Annotated in this window: 15 protein-coding genes and 2 tRNA genes; 10 read left to right on the top strand and 7 right to left on the bottom strand. The window is 72.3% G+C overall.

What is annotated here, in order from left to right:
- The first annotated feature begins 34 nt into the window (after window positions 1-34).
- From ACSTA4_RS24125 to ACSTA4_RS24110, 4 genes are all read left to right on the top strand, one after another.
- Window positions 35-313, top strand: coding sequence for a WhiB family transcriptional regulator (locus ACSTA4_RS24125; protein WP_013154809.1), 279 nt, complete (start codon window positions 35-37; stop codon window positions 311-313).
- Between the two features lie 53 nt (window positions 314-366).
- Entirely contained in the window at window positions 367-528 is a 162-nt protein-coding gene (locus ACSTA4_RS24120) for a hypothetical protein (RefSeq protein ID WP_248771909.1), read from the top strand.
- Between the two features lie 284 nt (window positions 529-812).
- Window positions 813-1,388, top strand: a complete 576-nt coding sequence (locus tag ACSTA4_RS24115) for a M48 metallopeptidase family protein (protein ID WP_444961129.1) — start codon at window positions 813-815, stop codon at window positions 1,386-1,388.
- 161 nt (window positions 1,389-1,549) lie between these two features.
- A complete protein-coding gene (locus ACSTA4_RS24110; protein WP_248771907.1) occupies window positions 1,550-1,969 on the top strand; it encodes a spore-associated protein A in 420 nt (139 codons plus the stop codon).
- A 140-nt stretch (window positions 1,970-2,109) separates the two neighbouring features.
- Here the strand turns inward: ACSTA4_RS24110 and ACSTA4_RS24105 are convergent, their stop codons facing one another.
- Together ACSTA4_RS24105 and ACSTA4_RS24100 are read right to left on the bottom strand one after the other, a co-directional pair.
- Window positions 2,110-2,700: an NUDIX hydrolase gene (locus tag ACSTA4_RS24105; protein ID WP_444961128.1), complete on the bottom strand. Its 591-nt coding sequence runs from the start codon at window positions 2,698-2,700 to the stop codon at window positions 2,110-2,112.
- Window positions 2,701-4,179 carry a zinc-dependent metalloprotease gene (locus tag ACSTA4_RS24100; RefSeq protein ID WP_444961127.1) on the bottom strand — a complete coding sequence of 493 codons (1,479 nt, stop codon included), beginning with the start codon at window positions 4,177-4,179 and terminating at the stop codon, window positions 2,701-2,703.
- A 123-nt stretch (window positions 4,180-4,302) separates the two neighbouring features.
- Here ACSTA4_RS24100 and ACSTA4_RS24095 point away from each other — a divergent pair, with 123 nt between their 5' ends.
- The 3 genes from ACSTA4_RS24095 to ACSTA4_RS24085 all read left to right on the top strand — a co-directional run bounded on the left by ACSTA4_RS24095 (window position 4,303) and on the right by ACSTA4_RS24085 (window position 7,073).
- A complete protein-coding gene (locus ACSTA4_RS24095; protein WP_248771904.1) occupies window positions 4,303-5,370 on the top strand; it encodes an NAD-dependent epimerase/dehydratase family protein in 1,068 nt (355 codons plus the stop codon).
- A 106-nt stretch (window positions 5,371-5,476) separates the two neighbouring features.
- On the top strand, window positions 5,477-5,914 hold the full coding sequence (locus ACSTA4_RS24090; protein WP_212642936.1) for a molybdenum cofactor biosynthesis protein MoaE: 438 nt from the start codon (window positions 5,477-5,479) through the stop codon (window positions 5,912-5,914).
- Between the two features lie 100 nt (window positions 5,915-6,014).
- A complete protein-coding gene (locus tag ACSTA4_RS24085; RefSeq protein ID WP_416024085.1) occupies window positions 6,015-7,073 on the top strand; it encodes a PDZ domain-containing protein in 1,059 nt (352 codons plus the stop codon).
- Between the two features lie 113 nt (window positions 7,074-7,186).
- Here ACSTA4_RS24085 and ACSTA4_RS24080 read toward each other — a convergent pair whose 3' ends face one another.
- Window positions 7,187-7,708: a PPA1309 family protein gene (locus ACSTA4_RS24080; protein ID WP_013154801.1), complete on the bottom strand. Its 522-nt coding sequence runs from the start codon at window positions 7,706-7,708 to the stop codon at window positions 7,187-7,189.
- A gap of 297 nt (window positions 7,709-8,005) precedes the next feature.
- On the opposite strand from ACSTA4_RS24080, the gene ACSTA4_RS24075 reads away from it, so the two are divergent.
- The 3 genes from ACSTA4_RS24075 (at window position 8,006) to ACSTA4_RS24065 (ending at window position 11,602) form a co-directional block, all read left to right on the top strand.
- Window positions 8,006-10,972, top strand: coding sequence for a UPF0182 family membrane protein (locus ACSTA4_RS24075; protein WP_444964257.1), 2,967 nt, complete (start codon window positions 8,006-8,008; stop codon window positions 10,970-10,972).
- 227 nt (window positions 10,973-11,199) lie between these two features.
- A tRNA-Met gene (locus tag ACSTA4_RS24070) sits at window positions 11,200-11,276 on the top strand.
- 249 nt (window positions 11,277-11,525) lie between these two features.
- A tRNA-Met gene (locus ACSTA4_RS24065) sits at window positions 11,526-11,602 on the top strand.
- An 85-nt stretch (window positions 11,603-11,687) separates the two neighbouring features.
- Here ACSTA4_RS24065 and ACSTA4_RS24060 read toward each other — a convergent pair.
- The 4 genes from ACSTA4_RS24060 to ACSTA4_RS24045 all read right to left on the bottom strand — a co-directional run bounded on the left by ACSTA4_RS24060 (window position 11,688) and on the right by ACSTA4_RS24045 (window position 15,421).
- A complete protein-coding gene (locus ACSTA4_RS24060; protein WP_019608139.1) occupies window positions 11,688-12,407 on the bottom strand; it encodes an ABC transporter ATP-binding protein in 720 nt (239 codons plus the stop codon).
- Window positions 12,408-13,439: an HlyD family efflux transporter periplasmic adaptor subunit gene (locus ACSTA4_RS24055; protein WP_444961126.1), complete on the bottom strand. Its 1,032-nt coding sequence runs from the start codon at window positions 13,437-13,439 to the stop codon at window positions 12,408-12,410.
- Window positions 13,440-13,449: 10 nt separating this feature from the next.
- A complete protein-coding gene (locus ACSTA4_RS24050; protein ID WP_444961125.1) occupies window positions 13,450-14,706 on the bottom strand; it encodes an ABC transporter permease in 1,257 nt (418 codons plus the stop codon).
- 199 nt (window positions 14,707-14,905) lie between these two features.
- Window positions 14,906-15,421 (bottom strand): hypothetical protein, encoded by a 516-nt coding sequence (locus ACSTA4_RS24045; RefSeq protein WP_444961124.1) that lies wholly within the window; start codon window positions 15,419-15,421, stop codon window positions 14,906-14,908.
- Window positions 15,422-15,459: the final 38 nt, after the last annotated feature.

Below are 15,459 nucleotides of genomic sequence, written 5' to 3'. Positions count from 1 at the left end.
TGTACGAAACGATCAAAGATCTTGGAGGGCACCGATGCTTGCGTCGGTCCTGGAAACGCCCTGGCTGGGCGACACCGAAGTTCCCTGCCGCCTGGAGCCCGACCTGTTCTTCGCCGAGGCGCCCGCCGACGTCGAGGCGGCCAAGGCCGTCTGCGGCGCGTGCCCCGTGCGGGAGCAGTGCCTGGCCGACGCCCTGGAGCGCGGTGAGCCCTGGGGCGTCTGGGGCGGGCAGCTGCTCGTCTCCGGACAGGTCGTGGCGCGCAAGCGCCCCAGGGGCCGCCCCCGGAAGAACCCCGCTCCGGTCGCGGCCTGACCGTTCCAGTCACAACCTCACCCCACCCCCGCGGACACGAAGGACGAAGACAGATGATGATGATGGAACTCATGCGCGTGGTCGAGCGGACCGACGTCGAGACGCGTGAACAGCAGGGCAGAAGGCTCACCGCCCGCCAGCTGCGCGCCCGCCAGCGCGAGGAGCGCCGTGCCGAACAGGCGCTCACGGAAATCGCGTGGTCACGTCTGTGTTGACGTGACGGGACGCGCGGCGCCCTGAGCTGACCACGGGCCGGGCGGGGCTCCTCCCGGGGTCACCGTCCGGTCTCTTTTTTGTATCCGAAAGAGCACCGGAACGCCCCGGCGGACCCCGCCGTGGTCCGTCACACAGCCGAAAAACGACCCTGGTCAGGGCGGAATGTGCTACCGTGCCGTGTTTTCCGGTTACGCTCCGGGAGTCGGGACAGACACGAGATCGGCGACATAACAGGACAGGACACACCTGTCCTGGAGCGCCTCGCTGGGCTACCGTAAACTTCGTGCCCTCGAACACCAAAGTCGAGGTACGACGCAGTCCTCGTCGCCGACGCACGGTGTCGGCCTACAGGGACGGGGACACCACGGTCGTCCTCGTGCCCGCGACGTTCTCCCGCGCAGAGGAAAAGCGCTGGGTGGGCCGCATGCTGCAACGACTCGAGGCCCGCGAGGGGCGCCGCAACCCCGGCGACGCCGAACTCCACGAGCGCGCGCTCGAACTGGCCCGCCGCTACCTGGACGGCACCGAACTCCCCGAGAGCGTGCGCTGGGTGGACAACCAGAACTCGCGCTGGGGGTCGTGCACCCCCGAGACCCGCACGATCCGCATCTCCCGCCGCGTCGCCGGAATGCCCTCCTGGGTCGTGGACTACGTGCTCATCCACGAACTCGCGCACCTGTTCATCCCGCACCACGGCCGGGAGTTCTGGGACCTGGTGCGCCGCTACCCCAAGGCCGAGCGGGCCCGCGGTTACCTGGAGGGCTTCAGCGCCGCCTCCCGAGCCGAGTCCGACGACCCCTGCGGAGCCGGGGAGGACGAGGAGGAGCTCGACGCCGCAGAGGTCGCCTTCGACGAGTGAGTCCGGCCGCGCGCCGGAGGGGTGGGCGCCGTCACCGATGCGGACAGGGACAAAAGGCCCTTTTCGCCCTTAGCGCTCTCCTCTTTCCGTGCGTTCCGGGGTATTTTTCTGCGGTCACGCGGGCCACGGGCCCCACCGAACCGGAACGGACACCCACCCCCATGAGGACACTCAAGAAGACCCTGGCCACCGCCGCCGCGACCCTGACGCTCCTGGCCGCCGGCGTCGTCACCGCCTCCCCGGCCAGCGCCGCCGCCTACAACGGCGCCTGCGGCTCAGGCTACTCGGTGGTCAACTCGGCCCCGATCCGCTTCGACCTGGGAACCGTGTTCCTGACCTACAACAGCTCCAACGGCTACAACTGCGTGGTCACCGTCCGCAGCGCCGACAGCGACGGCTTCGCCATGCCGATGAGCGCGGGCCTGCGCCGGGCGGGGGACGGCGGCTCCTTCGTGTCGGACACGGGCGAGTACAGCTACTACGCCGGTCCGGTGTACGTGTACGCCAGCGGCTCCTGCGTCGACTGGCGGGGGCTCATCGGCAACCAGGCCACCGAGCGCTACGCCACCAACTGCGGCTGACCCGAAGCGAACGGCCCCGCCGTCCGGCGGGGCCGTTCGCGTGCCACGGGACGGCGGGGACGCGCGTCAGCGCGTGCCCGTGGCCCGGGTCTGCGGGTGCCGGCCGCGCCGCCGCGGCCGACGGGTGCCCGAGACGGGCGTCAGCGCGTGCCCGGGTCCGTGCCCGGGTGAGGGGCGGACGAACGCAGGCGGCGGCCCACCGCCTCGGCGGCGGCGCGCACCAGCGAACGGCACACCTCGTCGGAGGGCTCGGGCAGGTCGTCCACCGGGAACCAGCCGAGGTCGGCCGACTCGTCGGGGTCGCGCACCAGCACCGCGTCCTCTGGGGCGAGGGCCGCGTACTGCACGTCCAGGTGGAAGCTGCCGCCCCCGCAGGGCACCGCGTGGCGGTCCAGCCCGACGGGCTCGGGCAGCAGGGTCAGACCCCGGATGCCCGACTCCTCGGTGGCCTCGCGCAGCGCCGCCGCGCCCAGGGTGGCGTCCTCCGGCTCGCAGTGCCCGCCGGTCTGCAACCAGATACGGTGGATCCGGTGCAGGGTGAGCACCGCCCGCGAGCCGTCGGCGGAGATGATCGCCGTGCTGGCCGTCACGTGGCCGGGCAGGCAGGAGCGCCACATCCCGTCCCCGTACGCCTCCAGGTGGTCCAGGTAGGAGCGGCGCAGCTCCTCCTGCCGGGCGTCGGGCGCGGTCCACGCGCCCAGCACCGCCCGGGCGTCCGCGTGCAGCGACACCTACGCGCCCTCTTCCCGGTCGTCGTCCCCGTCGCCGTCCCGGTCGGCGCCGGAGGCGCCCTCACCGGAAGAGCCCTCCGCGGACGCGTCCCCGTCGGTCCCCGCCTTCCGGCCGGGGGCGTCCCCGGTCAGGGAGGAGATGTCGAAGTCGGCGTCGCCGAACCCGTCACCGCCCCCGCGCACGAAGCCCTCGGGATCGTCCAGGTCGTCGCCGGTGGGCATCAGGTCCGGGTGCTCCCAGACCGCGTCCCGGCCCTCCACGCCGCGCGCCTCCTCCAGGGCCGACCACAGCGCGGACGCCTCGCGCAGACGGCGCGGGCGCAGCTCCAGGCCGACCAGGGCGGCGAACGTGTGCTCGGCGGGACCGCCGGTCGCCCGGCGGCGCCGGGTGGCCTCGGCCAGGGCGTCCGCCTGCGGCAGACGGCCGGACACCGCGGACGAGACCACGGTGGCCACCCAGCCCTCGATCAGCGCCAGGGTGGTCTCCAGCCGGGCCAGCGCAGCCTTCTGCTGCGGGGTGTCCTCGGGCTGGAACAGCCCCTCGCCCCCGACACCGCCCAGGGCCTCCTGGAGCGCCTCGGGGTTGGTGAGGTCGATCTCACCGAGCCGGTCCTCCAGACCGCTGATGTCGAAGGACATCCCGTCCGCGTACTCGTTGACCAGCCGGGACACGTGCGAGCGCAGCCACGGCACGTGCGAGTACAGCCGGTGCACGGCGGCCTCGCGGGCGGCCAGGTAAAGGCGCACCTCGTCCTCGGGGACCTCCAGGCCCTCGCTGAAGCGCGCCACGCCGGAGGGCAGCAGCGCCGCACGGCCCTCACCGGCCAGGGGCAGCCCGATGTCGGCGGTGCCGACCACCTCGCGGGACAGCTCGCCCACGGCCTGGCCGGCCTGGCGGCCGACCATCATGCTGCCCATCTGCTGGATCATGCCCAGCAGCGGACCGGCCACGGACTGCATCTCCTCGGGCAGGTTCTGCCCCATCGACCGGACGGTCTTGCTGGTCAGCGGGTCGCACAGCTGCACCCACGAGTCCATCGTCCGCTCGATCCACTCCGACCGGCTCCAGGCCTGGGTGGTGTGGACGCCCGACGGCAGGTCGGTAGCCTGGTCGAGCCACAGGTCGGCCAGGCGCAGGGCCTCCTCGACCCTGGCGTAGTCGGACGCCGGAACGCTCGGGTCGCCCTCCTGGGCGACCGTCTGGCGCGCGACGTCCTTGGCCATGTCCCAGTTCACCCCGGACGACGACTTCTGGTCGCCTCCGGGTCCGGGACCGGGTTGGGCCGACATCATGTCGGCGAACTGACGCAGCATGTTGGCCATCTGCTGCGGGTCGCCGAACGGGAAGCCGTCCGGCGTTCCGGATCCTCCTCCGCCCGGGCCGCCGCTGCCGGCACCCGAGCCGGAGTCGCCAGAACGGCGTCCGGACTCGTCATCGGGATCGTTCGGCATGCTGAAACCGAATGGCAGGTCGCTCACAATCAGACCTCAGGCAGGATTAGGTTTGGTCTCCACTGTCACGTTAGCTGGGAGTCGCCCGGAGTGAATACCGAAAGCAGCCAGGTTCGCCCAGAGCACAGCCCCTCCGAGGGAGCGGGCACGGTGGTCGCTGTCACCGGTGCCGCCTCCGGGGTGGGCCGGCTCCTCGTGCAACGCCTGGCCGCGCCGGAGAGTTCCGCCCGCCTGCGCGAGGTCGTCGCCATCGACGCCGAACTCGCCGACCTGCGCGGCGTCACCTGGCGCGTCGCCGACGTGTGCGACCCCGGGCTGGTCTCACGGCTCGGCGGGGTCGACGTGCTCGTGCACACCGCCGACGACCGCTCCCTGGAGACCCGGCCCGCCCGGCGCCGCGCGCACAACATCCGCGCTGCCCAGACGGTCCTGACCGCCGCCGCGGCCTCGGGGGTCCCCCGCGTCATCCTGGTCACCAGCACCGTGGTCTACGGCGCCGCCCCCGACAGCCCCGTGCCCCTGGCGGAGAACGCCCCGCGCGTGTCCGACAACAGCGAGGGGCTCATGGGCGACTTCGCCGAGATCGAGGCCCTGGCCGAACGCGCCCGCCGGGCCCACCCCAGCCTCACCGTCACCGTCGTGCGCCCCGCCCCGCTGGTGGGGCCCGGACTCGACACCCTCCTCAGCCGCCACTTCTCCGCCCCGCGCCTGCTCACCGTCAAGGGGCACGAACAGCACTGGCAGTTCTGCCACGAGGACGACCTGGCCAGCGCCCTGGCCTTCTGCGCCCTGCACGGGGTGGACGGACCCGAGGGCGTGGTCGCCGTGGCCAGCGAGGGCTCCCTCACCCAGGACGAGGTGGAGTCCGTCGCCGGGATGAAGCACTTCGAGGTGCCCGCCAACCTGGCCTTCGGCGCCGTCCGCCGCCTCCACCAGGCCCGGATCACCCCGGCGGCCGAGGGCGAGCTGAAGTTCCTCGTCTACCCGTGCGTGGTGGACTGCGCGGTGCTGCGCGAGGCCGGGTGGAAGCCCGCCCACGACAACGAGTCCGCCCTGTCCGCCCTCCTGGAGTCGCGCAGCGGCAGGCCCGCCCTGGTCGGCCGCAGCCTGGGCCGCAAGGAGGTCACCATCACCGCGGCGGGCGCCGCCGGAGCAGCCGCGGCGGCCATCGGCACCGCCGCCGCCATCCGCCACCTGCGCAGGCGCAAGGGGGCGTGAGGCACGGATCCGCCCAAACCCGGCCGTCTCCGGAGCACCTGCGCGTGCGTCGGAACGCGCACCCGTGTCCCCACATGGGGGAACATCCGGTTGATACGGTCATGACGTGGAAGAGATCACTCTCGCGTCAGTACGCGACACCCCCCTGTCGGTGGACGAGGTCCTCGCCGCGGTCTCCGACCCGCGCGCGGGCGGCACCGCGGTCTTCGTCGGCACCGTCCGCGACCACGACCACGGCCGCGACGTCGCCCGCCTGGCCTACTCCGCCCACCCGACGGTGGAGGCCCAGCTGCGCGTCGTCATGGAGAAGGTCCTCAGCGACACCTCCGTCCCGGGCCGCCCCGTGGTGCGGATGGCCGCGACGCACCGGGTCGGCCAGTTGGAGATCGGCGACGTCGCGGTGGTCGTGGCCGCGGCGGCCGCGCACCGTCAGGAGGCCTTCGAGGCCTGCCGCCGCCTCATCGACGACCTCAAGGCCCAGGTGCCCATCTGGAAGCAGCAGGACTTCGAGGACGGCCGCAGCGAGTGGGTGGGCGCCCCCTGACCGCCTCCTGACCGCCCACGGCGGCCGGGCGGGCCGGAGGGAGGGCGGACCCCCGCCGGTCCGGACGCGGCAATAGGCTGGGGGCATGCTCCGTCGTGCCATGACCCTCGTTGTCGCGCTCGTCCTCCTCGTGGGGCTCGGGATCGGCAGCCTCTACCTGCCCGTGCCCTACCTGGTCGCCGCGCCGGGCCTGACCGTGAACACGGTCGGGCAGACCGACCGGGGGCCGGTCATCGAGATCGAGGGCGCCGAGAGCTACGAGCACGACGGCGCCCTGTCCATGGTGACCGTGCAGTACGCGGGCGGACCCCAGCACCGGCTCGACTTCCTCACCGTCGTCACCGCCTGGCTCTCGCCCACCCAGGCGGTCCTGCCCGAGGAGCTGCTCTTCCCCGCCGGGCGCACGCCCGAGGAGGTCACCGAGCGCCAGACGGTGCAGATGAACGACTCGCAGACCGACGCCACCGCCGCCGCGCTCACACAGCTCGGCATGGAGTACGAGGCGGTCCCCGTGGTCAGCGGCACCGTCGAGGGCATGCCCGCGCACGGCGTGGTGGAGGCGGGCGACGCCGTCGTGGCCGTGGACGGCGAGCCGGTGCCCACCCGGGGCGGCGACCCCGACGTCCCCGCCGGCAGCGGCGCGGTCGTGGAGATGGTCGGCGACCGCGAGCCCGGCGACCCGGTCGGTCTCACCCTGGAGCGCGACGGCGAGACCGTGGAGGTGGAGGTCGCCAGCGAGGAGGGCGACTCCGGCGGCGCGGCGATCGGCGTGCTCATCGCCGACGAGACCGACTTCCCCGTGGACGTGGAGATCACGATCGGCGACATCGGCGGGCCCAGCGCGGGCATGATGTTCGCGCTCGGGATCATGGACCGGCTCAGCGAGGAGGGCCTCACCGGCGGCGCGGACGTGGCCGGTTCGGGCACCATCACCGCCGACGGCCGGGTGGGCGGGATCAGCGGCATCCCGCAGAAGATGGTCAGCGCCCAGCGCGACGGCGCCGAGTACTTCCTCGTGGCCGCCGAGAGCTGCTCCCAGGTCTCCCAGTCGGCCGCCTACGGCGAACTGGAGGTGGTCCGGGTGGAGACCCTCGACGACGCGGTCGGGGCGCTGGAGACCATCCGCACCGGCGAGGGCGAGCTGCCGCGCTGCGAGTAGGGGCGCGGCGCCCGTACCGGGCTCCGGTCCGTGCCCGGACACCCGCGACGGAGGGAGCCCCGGGCGCGCACCCCGCCTCGCGCGGGCGCGCGCCCGGGGTCCGCGGGCCCGGATCAGTCCTGTCCGGACTCCTCGTCCAGGTCCAGGGTCAGCGCCAGTGCGGAGGTCAGCGCCGGGATGAGGTCCGCCCCGTTGAGCACCTCGGACTCGCTGTCGTGGCTGCGCATGCGCATCGCGCAGTGCCGCGAGCCGTCGCGCAGCACGCCGGCGACCATGCGGATCTCCTCGGTCTCGCGGCCGGAGGAGCCCGGCTGCTCGTCCGGGGCCAGGGTCTCGTCCGTGCCCTTGACCACCAGGCGCTCCATCACCAGCGCGCACCCGGCCACGCCCTCCGGCCACAGGATGCGGCCCAGCGCCTCCTCCAGCGGGACGTCGGCGGGCAGCTGTTCCTGCTCGACGGGGGTCAGCTCGTCGGGGTCGGCGGGGGAGTCGATGCCCAGCAGACCGGCCAGCGCGGGCTCCGCCCGCAGCAGCTCCGCGGTCGGCACCAGGGCGTACAGGCCCAGCGGCCGGTCCCAGCCCTGCTCGGCTGCGTGGCGTTCGAGGTCCATGACGGCTTCGCGAATGTTCGACACGTTTCCATAGTGACCGATGCGGGAAGCGCGACGCCCCTGTTTTCGGACAGTAGGGTCGCCACGTGGCCTTCCGGATGCGACTCCGATACAGCAACGATGCAGCCTTGTCACCCGGACGAGGGCCGTTTCGGGAACCCGGGGGCCACCGATTAAGTTTTCAGTAACAGAGCGCCACACGCGCACCCATACGCACCTACCAAGCCAGAACGAGGGGGAGGCGTGAGCTTCCGATCGCCCGGCGCACCACCTGCGCGTATGCCTCGCCGATCAAGGTTGCTCGCGCCAGTCGCGGCGACCGTGGTCGTCATCATCGCGGGGCTGATGCTCGCCGCGAACTTCTGGACCGACTTCAAGTGGTTCGAGTCCGTCGGCTACACCTCGGTCTTCCTGACCGAACTGTGGACCCGCGTGCTGCTGTTCGCCGTCGCCGGACTGGTGATGGCCGTCATCGTCGGCGCCAGCGTCTTCTTCGCCTACCGCTCCCGGCCCGGCATCCGACCGATGAGCCTGGAGCAGCAGGGCCTGGACCGCTACCGGCAGTCCATCGACCCGCACCGCAAGCTGTTCTTCTGGATCGCCGTGGGCGCCCTCGCGCTGCTGGCCGGAGCCGCGGCCAGCGGTGACTGGCGGTCCTACCTCCAGTTCGTGAACAGCACCGACTTCGGGGTGAACGACCCCGAGTTCGGCATGGACGTGGCCTTCTTCGCGTTCACCTACCCGTTCCTGCGCATCCTGCTCGGCTACCTGTACGCGGCGGTCATCCTGGCGTTCATCGCCGCGGTGATCGTGCACTACCTGTACGGCGGGGTCCGCCTCCAGAACGACTCCGGCCAGCGCGCCACCCCCTCGGCCCGCGTGCACCTGTCGGTGCTGCTGGGTCTGTTCGTGCTGCTGCGCGGCGGTTCCTACTGGCTGGACCGCTACGGCCTGGTCTTCTCCGAGCGCGGCTACACCTTCGGCGCCTCGTACACCGACGTGAACGCGGTCAAGACCGCGCTGCTCATCCTCACGGTCATCTCGGTCATCTGCGCCGTGCTGTTCTTCGCCAACATCTACTTCAAGAACATCATGGTGCCCATGGCCAGCCTCGGACTGCTGGTGCTGTCCGCGGTGCTGGTCGGCGTGGCCTACCCCGAGATCGTCCAGCGCTTCCAGGTCGCGCCCAACGAGCAGCGCCTGGAGAGCCCCTACATCGAGCGCAACATCGAGTACACGCGCCAGGCCTACGGCATCGACGACGCCGAGGTGGAGGCCTACGACGCCACCACCGAGCTCAGCGCCCAGGACCTGGTGGAGGAGTCCCAGGACACCACCGTGCGCCTGGTCGACCCCTCCGTCGTCTCGCAGACCTTCCAGCAGATGCAGCAGGTCCGCGGCTTCTACCAGTTCCCCGAGGTCCTGGAGGTCGACCGCTACCCGGACTCCGAGGGCAACCTGATCGACACGATCGTGGCCGTCCGCGAGCTGGACGGGCCGCCCGCCGACCAGGACAACTGGCTCAACCGGCACCTGATCTACACCCACGGCTACGGCATGGTCGCCGCCGCGGGAACCCAGATCGACGCCGAGGGACGCCCGGTCTTCACCGAGTACAACATCCCTCCGCGCGGTGAGCTCAGCGACGTCGTCGGCGAGTACGAGCCGCGCATCTACTACGGCCGCGAGGGCGCCGAGTACGCGATCGTGCAGGCCGAGGAGGAGTACGACTACCCCCTCGACGCAGAGGAGGAGACGGGCGACGTCCCGACCCCGGAGGACGCCGTCGAGGCCGAGGTCTCCCCGAGCCCGGACGAGGCCCGCGCCCCGGCCGACGCGGACCAGGAGGCCGCGGAGCAGACCGCCGAGGAGGCGCCCGCCGAGGGCGGGGGCCAGGGCGGCGGCGAGGGCGGCGAGGGCACCGGGGGCGGTGAGGAGGGCAGCGACTCGCAGGCCTACAACCGCTACGACGGTGACGGCGGCGTCCAGCTGGCCAGCTTCTTCGACCGGATCCTGTACGCGATCAAGTACCAGGAACCCAACATCCTGCTCAACAGCGCCATCACCAACGACTCGCGCATCATCTACGAGCGCGACCCGGTGGAGCGCGTGGAGAAGGTGGCCCCGTACCTGACCACGGACAGCCGCCCCTACCCGGCGGTCGTCGACGGCCGGGTCGTGTGGGTCGTGGACGCCTACACCACGTCCGACGGCTACCCGTACGCCAACCGGATCGACTTCACCCAGGCGGTGACCGACACCTTCACCGACGGCTCGGCCCAGCAGGTGGGCGCGCTGCCGGGCAACGAGGTCAACTACATCCGCAACTCGGTGAAGGCCACCGTCGACGCCTACGACGGCACGGTCACCCTGTACGCGTGGGACGAGGCGGACCCGGTCCTCCAGACCTGGATGGACGCTTTCCCCGGGACCGTGGTCAGCAGGGACCAGATGAGCGAGGAGCTCATCGACCACCTGCGCTACCCGGACGACCTGTTCAAGGTGCAGCGCCAGATCATGCGCGAGTACCACGTGACGGACGCCGCCGCCTACTACGGCGGTCAGGACTTCTGGTCGGTCCCCAGCGACCCGACCAGCGAGACCGATGCTCCCGAACCGCCCTACAGGCAGACCATCCAGTACCCGGACGAGGAGTCCACCTTCTCGCTGACCAGCACGTTCGTGCCGCGCGGCCGTGAGAACCTGGCGGCCTTCATGGCGGTGGACAGCGATCCGCGCTCGGAGGACTACGGCCAGCTCAAGCTGTTGGAGCTGCCGCGGAGCACGGTGATCCTCGGTCCGGGGCAGGTGCAGAACGCCTTCGACGCCGACGCCGACGTCCGCGAGGTGCTGCTGCCGTTGGAGCAGTCCAACGCGGAGGTGACGCGGGGCAACCTGCTCACGCTGCCGTTCGCCGGGGGCCTGCTCTACGTCGAGCCGCTGTACGTGCAGGCGGGCGGCGGCGGAGCCGCCTCCTTCCCGCTGCTCCAGCAGGTCATGGTCGGCTTCGGTGACGAGGTGGCCATCGGCAACAGCCTGCCGGACGCGCTCAGCAACCTCTTCGACGGAGAGGGCACGGCACCCGAGGAGGGCGCCGAGCAGACTCCCGAGGAGGAGTCCGAGGCCGGTGGCGGCGGCGGAGACGGCGGCGGGGGCAACCAGGACCTCACCGAGTCCCTCAACGAGGCCGTCGAGGCCTGGGAGGAGGCCCAGCAGTCCAACGAGGAGGCCAACGACCGCCTGCGTGAGGCGCTGGAGGACATCCAGCAGCAGCTGGACGAGAACTGAGCCCCGCCTTCCGGCGGTGACCGCTCCGTGAGGGGGCGGGGGTCCTCGGACCCCCGCCCCCTCGGCGTTCCCGGGAGGCCGTGTCCGGGGGCCTCCGCGCTCCCCGTGCGCGTGTCCCCGGGGACAGGGGAAGCGGCTCCCGCGAAGGGGGTCCGGGGCCCGCTGACGCGTCCCGGTCCGCCGATTTGGGTTTTGGTTCAGGGCGCGCTACTGTGTAGACACAACGACGCGGGGTGGAGCAGTTCGGTAGCTCGCTGGGCTCATAACCCAGAGGTCGCAGGTTCAAATCCTGTCCCCGCTACCAGACCCGGACCCGGGAGAAATCCCGGGTCCGTCGGTTTTCCGGCTCCTTCCTTTCGCGGAGGGGAACGGAGGACGGGCTTCCCCGGGGAAGTCCGGGTGGTCGGACCAGGGCGCAAGCGCTGGTAGGATTGCCGAAGGCGGTCGGGAAACCGACTACCGCAGGGTGGGGTCTCCACCGGTTTTCCACGCGGAAACGCAAAGAAAACCGATTTGCCACCCGGGGCCAAACCCCCTAAAATAGAGATCACGACGCGGGGTGGAGCAGTTCGGTAGCTCGCTGGGCTCATAACCCAGAGGTCGCAGGTTCAAATCCTGTCCCCGCTACCAGCAAAACGCCGGGCGCATTTAGCGCCCGGCGTTTTTCGTGTGCCCGAGAGCCGGTGCGCCGCCCGGTCTCCCGGGCGGCGCGCGCTCAGCGGGTGCGGCCCTCCACGAGTTCGACCACCCGGTCGGCCCGCTCGGCCACCTTGGGGTCGTGGGTCACCACGACCACCGCCGCGTCGCGGAGCCGGGCCTGCTCCAGCAGCTGGTCCATGATCATGGTGCTGCTGGCGGCGTCCAGGGCGCCCGTGGGCTCGTCGGCGAGGATCAGGGCGGGTTCCCGGCTCAGCGCCCGCGCCAGTGCCACACGCTGCTGCTCACCGCCGGAGAGCTGGTGCGGCTGCGAGTGCAGCCGGTGCCCCAGCCCCACGGCCTCCAGCAGTTCTCGGGCCCGAGCCCGACGGCGCAGCAGCGGCACGCCGCCGAGCACCATCGGCACGCCGACGTTGGCCAGGGCGGTCCGCCGCTCCAGCAGGTGGAACTGCTGGAACACGAAGCCGATCCCCTCGCCGCGCAGACGCGACCTCGGGCCCTCGCCCAGGCGGGTGGTGTCCACGCCGTCGAACGTGTACGTGCCGCCGCTGGGCCGGTCGAGCAGGCCCAGCACGTTGAGCAGGGTGGACTTGCCCGAGCCGGACTGGCCGACGATCGCCACCACCTCGCCCCGCCCCACCCGGAACGTGCAGTCGCGCAGCACGTCGATCCGGGCCCCCGACACCGTGAAGTGCCGGGTCATCCCCGCCACGTCCAGCAGGGGCGCCGGGCGGGCGTGGCGCGGCGCGGCCTCGGGGGCCGGTGCGTCGACGGACATCTAGCCCTCACCCTCCTCGGCGAACCCGTCCTCGGGGTCGTGCGCGCCGGGCACGTCGAACCGGGGGTCGAGCGGGATCGGGTCCAGGACCGTCTCACCGATGCTCAGCCCCTCGGTGACCTCCACGGACGACCCGTCGGAGACGCCCAGCACCACCTCGCGGGTCTCCTCGGTGCCGTCCTCGCCCACCACCACGACCTCGCCCGACCCGGCGGTGCCGCGCACCGCGGTCACGGGGACGACGAGCGCGTTCGTGGCCGTGCCGGTGCTGACCGACAGCTGTCCCTGGACGCCCTCGAAGACCTCCAGGTCGGCGGGCACGCGGCAGGCCAGTTCGGCCCCGCCGCCACCGCCGCCGACGTCCTCGGCGCCCTCGCCGCCCCCTTCCTCCGGGACGGGGGCGCCGCCCTCGGCCGTGCCCAGGGACAGGAACTCGCACGCGGCGGCGGGCGGCCCCTGGTCGATCTGGAGCAGGATGTCCCGGGGGTCCTCGTAGAACCGGTAGAGGTCGTTGGGCGGGATCGACGCGACGGCGCGGAACTCCTCGGGGGCGACCGTGGCCACCACCGCGCCGGGCTCCAGCACGTCGCCGACCATGACGTCCTCCAGCCCCGACACCGTTCCGGCGGCGGGCGCGTACAGGGTGACCTCCTCGGTCGTGAGGGCGTCGGGGACCCGGCCGTCCTCCCCGACGACGGGCTCGCCCCGGGCGGGCACCTTCACGTTGACCACCGGGGCGCCCTGGCCGACCTCGGCGCCCTCGCCCACCCACAGGTGGGAGACCGTGCCCCCGTTGCGGGCCTCGACCGGCTCGCCGGGCTCGGCCCGGACGACGGCGTCCAGCACCAGCACGGAGCTGACCTCGCCCAGCACCACCTCGACCGGGGCCCCGCCCACGTCCAGGGCGGCCTCCTGCATACCGGCGTCCTCTCCGGCGCCAGGGCCGCCCAGGCGGGACACCAGGAGGTAGCCGGCCCCGGTCAGTCCTCCCACGAGGACCAGGACCGCGCCGATGATGATCCACTTCTTCACGTGATGTCTCCTATTCCCGGAGTCCGGCGACCACGGACGCGCGCAGCGCCCGCATCGCGGGGATGATCCCGGCCAGCATCCCGACGAGGGCGGCGCTGCCCAGGCCGACGAGTACTCCGGACGCGGGGATGACGAGGGGGACGTCGGCGGGCAGCGGCACGAAGCCGCCCAGCACCGCGCCGACGGCGGCCAGCAGGGCCCAGCAGGCGGCCAGCGCGATGAGCCCGGCCACCAGGGACACCACGACCGACTCCATGACCACCGCCACGAACAGGGTGAACCGGCTCGCGCCCAGGGCGCGGTAGGTGGCCAGCTCGCGGCGCCGCTCGCGCACCGTGACCAGTCCCACGTTGAGCACGCCCAGCAGGCCGGTGGTGAGGGTGACGGCGGCGATGCCGGTCAGGCCCCAGGACATGTAGGTGATGACTTCGCCGACCTCCTCGGCGTAGTCCGTGCGGTAGGCCATGACGGCGTCCCGCTCCTCCACGCCCCAGCGCCAGGACACCGACGCCAGGCGCTCGGAGAAGACCTCGCCCCACGGGTCCCGCGCCGCGGGGTCGTCCGGGTCGATCCGCACCTGGTAGGTGGTCATGTCGCCCATGAGGAACGGGTCGGCCGACTCCTCCTGCTCCTGTGCGCCGGTGGAGGTCCCGAAGAGCAGCTCCTCGGAGGCGGGGGCGCGCAGCAGGTAGGCGCTGTACCAGCCCATGTCCAGCGCGGAGCCCTCCAGGACGCCGATGACGCGCACGTCCGTCCACCGGTCGGTGCCGACCTGGACGCGGGTGAGGTCGCCCAGCGCGCCGGCGAGTTCCTCGTTGACGACCATGACCGGGGCCAGCGACTCGGTGTCGGCCTCGGTGAACCAGCGGCCCTCGGCCAGGTTCATCCGCCGGATGTCGCCCAGGCTGGGGTCCACGCCGAGGAACTCCACGTCGGGCAGGGGAGAGCCGCCGGAGCGGATCGAGGGGACCTGGGAGGGCCTGTGGTAGATCGAGATGTCCTGGCCGCCCGCCCGGACCAGGTCCTGTTCGAAGGCGGCGCGGTCGGTGACCCGGCCCTGCACGGTGACCTCCATGGTCGCCGGGCGGCCCGCGTTGGCCTCGCTGTAGGCGGTGGCGAAGCGCTGTCCGAAGTCGCTGGCGCTGACCACGAGGATCAGCGCGCCGACACCGACGACGATGCCCGCGCAGGACAGGATGGTCCGGGCCACGTTGGCCCGTGAACCGGCGAAGGCCAGCACGATCCCGGCTGTGAGGGAACGCAGCATTCGGCCCCTTCCCGTGATGTCTGTGAGATCCGGACGCCGCGACGGCGGCGGCGGGATACCCGCGGGGGTGGCGGGGTTTCACCTGACTCATCGTGGAAGGGGACGGTTTCGGTTCAGCCCGACAGCGCGAATTCCGGACTGCCGTTTCGGGCTGGGCACAGGGGAGAGGGGCGGGCGGGGTCGCCGCGCGGCCGGAGCCTCAGACCGCCTCGAAGCCGTCGCAGGTGAGCGGCGTCCCGGAGCCGGTGTCCGTCCAGACCACCGTGTGCGCCCCGGCGGAGGGGTGGTCCCCGGCGCCCTCGAAGTCGTCGGGGTAGCGCACGCGGGTCCACTCGCCGGGGGAGACCGGCGCCTCGGTGGCGGCGGTGCCGCCGCGGGGCCCGATGACGGAGACGGTCACCGAGTCGGTGTCCGCGCCCTCCGGCGCCAGGACACCCAGTCCGACGGGGCCGTCCGCGGCCGTGCGCGGCGCCTCGGTGCGCCAGAGGCGGGCGGTCCGGTCGTCCACGGCTGGCACGCACAGGTACCTGGCGGGGTCGAACGCGGTGTCGGGGACGCCCAGGCCGGGGCCCTCGCCCCGCACGGAGGAGCGCACGGTGTCGGCGATCATCTCGCGCAGCTGTTCGGGACTGTGCCCGTGGCCGCCGCCGCAGGCGGTGGCCAGCAGGACCGCGGCCGCGCACAGGACGGCCCGCAGGGGTGTCGTGGTCAGCACACCACCGCACGTTACTACGTACGGTGGTGGCGTGTGTA

Source organism: Nocardiopsis sp. M1B1 (genome assembly GCF_052466615.1).
Note: the sequence above shows the minus strand (reverse complement) of the source record. Positions and strands in the feature narration are given on the sequence as shown.

Excerpts from the sequence above, each read along its gene's own strand:
- ACSTA4_RS24125 (WP_013154809.1), top strand. The coding sequence starts at position 35 with ATGCTTGCGTCGGTCCTGGAAACGCCCTGGCTGGGCGACACCGAAGTT.
- ACSTA4_RS24120 (WP_248771909.1), top strand. The coding sequence starts at position 367 with ATGATGATGATGGAACTCATGCGCGTGGTCGAGCGGACCGACGTCGAG.
- ACSTA4_RS24110 (WP_248771907.1), top strand. The coding sequence starts at position 1,550 with ATGAGGACACTCAAGAAGACCCTGGCCACCGCCGCCGCGACCCTGACG.
- ACSTA4_RS24085 (WP_416024085.1), top strand. The coding sequence starts at position 6,015 with ATGACCCTCGTTGTCGCGCTCGTCCTCCTCGTGGGGCTCGGGATCGGC.
- ACSTA4_RS24060 (WP_019608139.1), bottom strand. The coding sequence starts at position 12,407 with ATGTCCGTCGACGCACCGGCCCCCGAGGCCGCGCCGCGCCACGCCCGC.
- ACSTA4_RS24050 (WP_444961125.1), bottom strand. The coding sequence starts at position 14,706 with ATGCTGCGTTCCCTCACAGCCGGGATCGTGCTGGCCTTCGCCGGTTCA.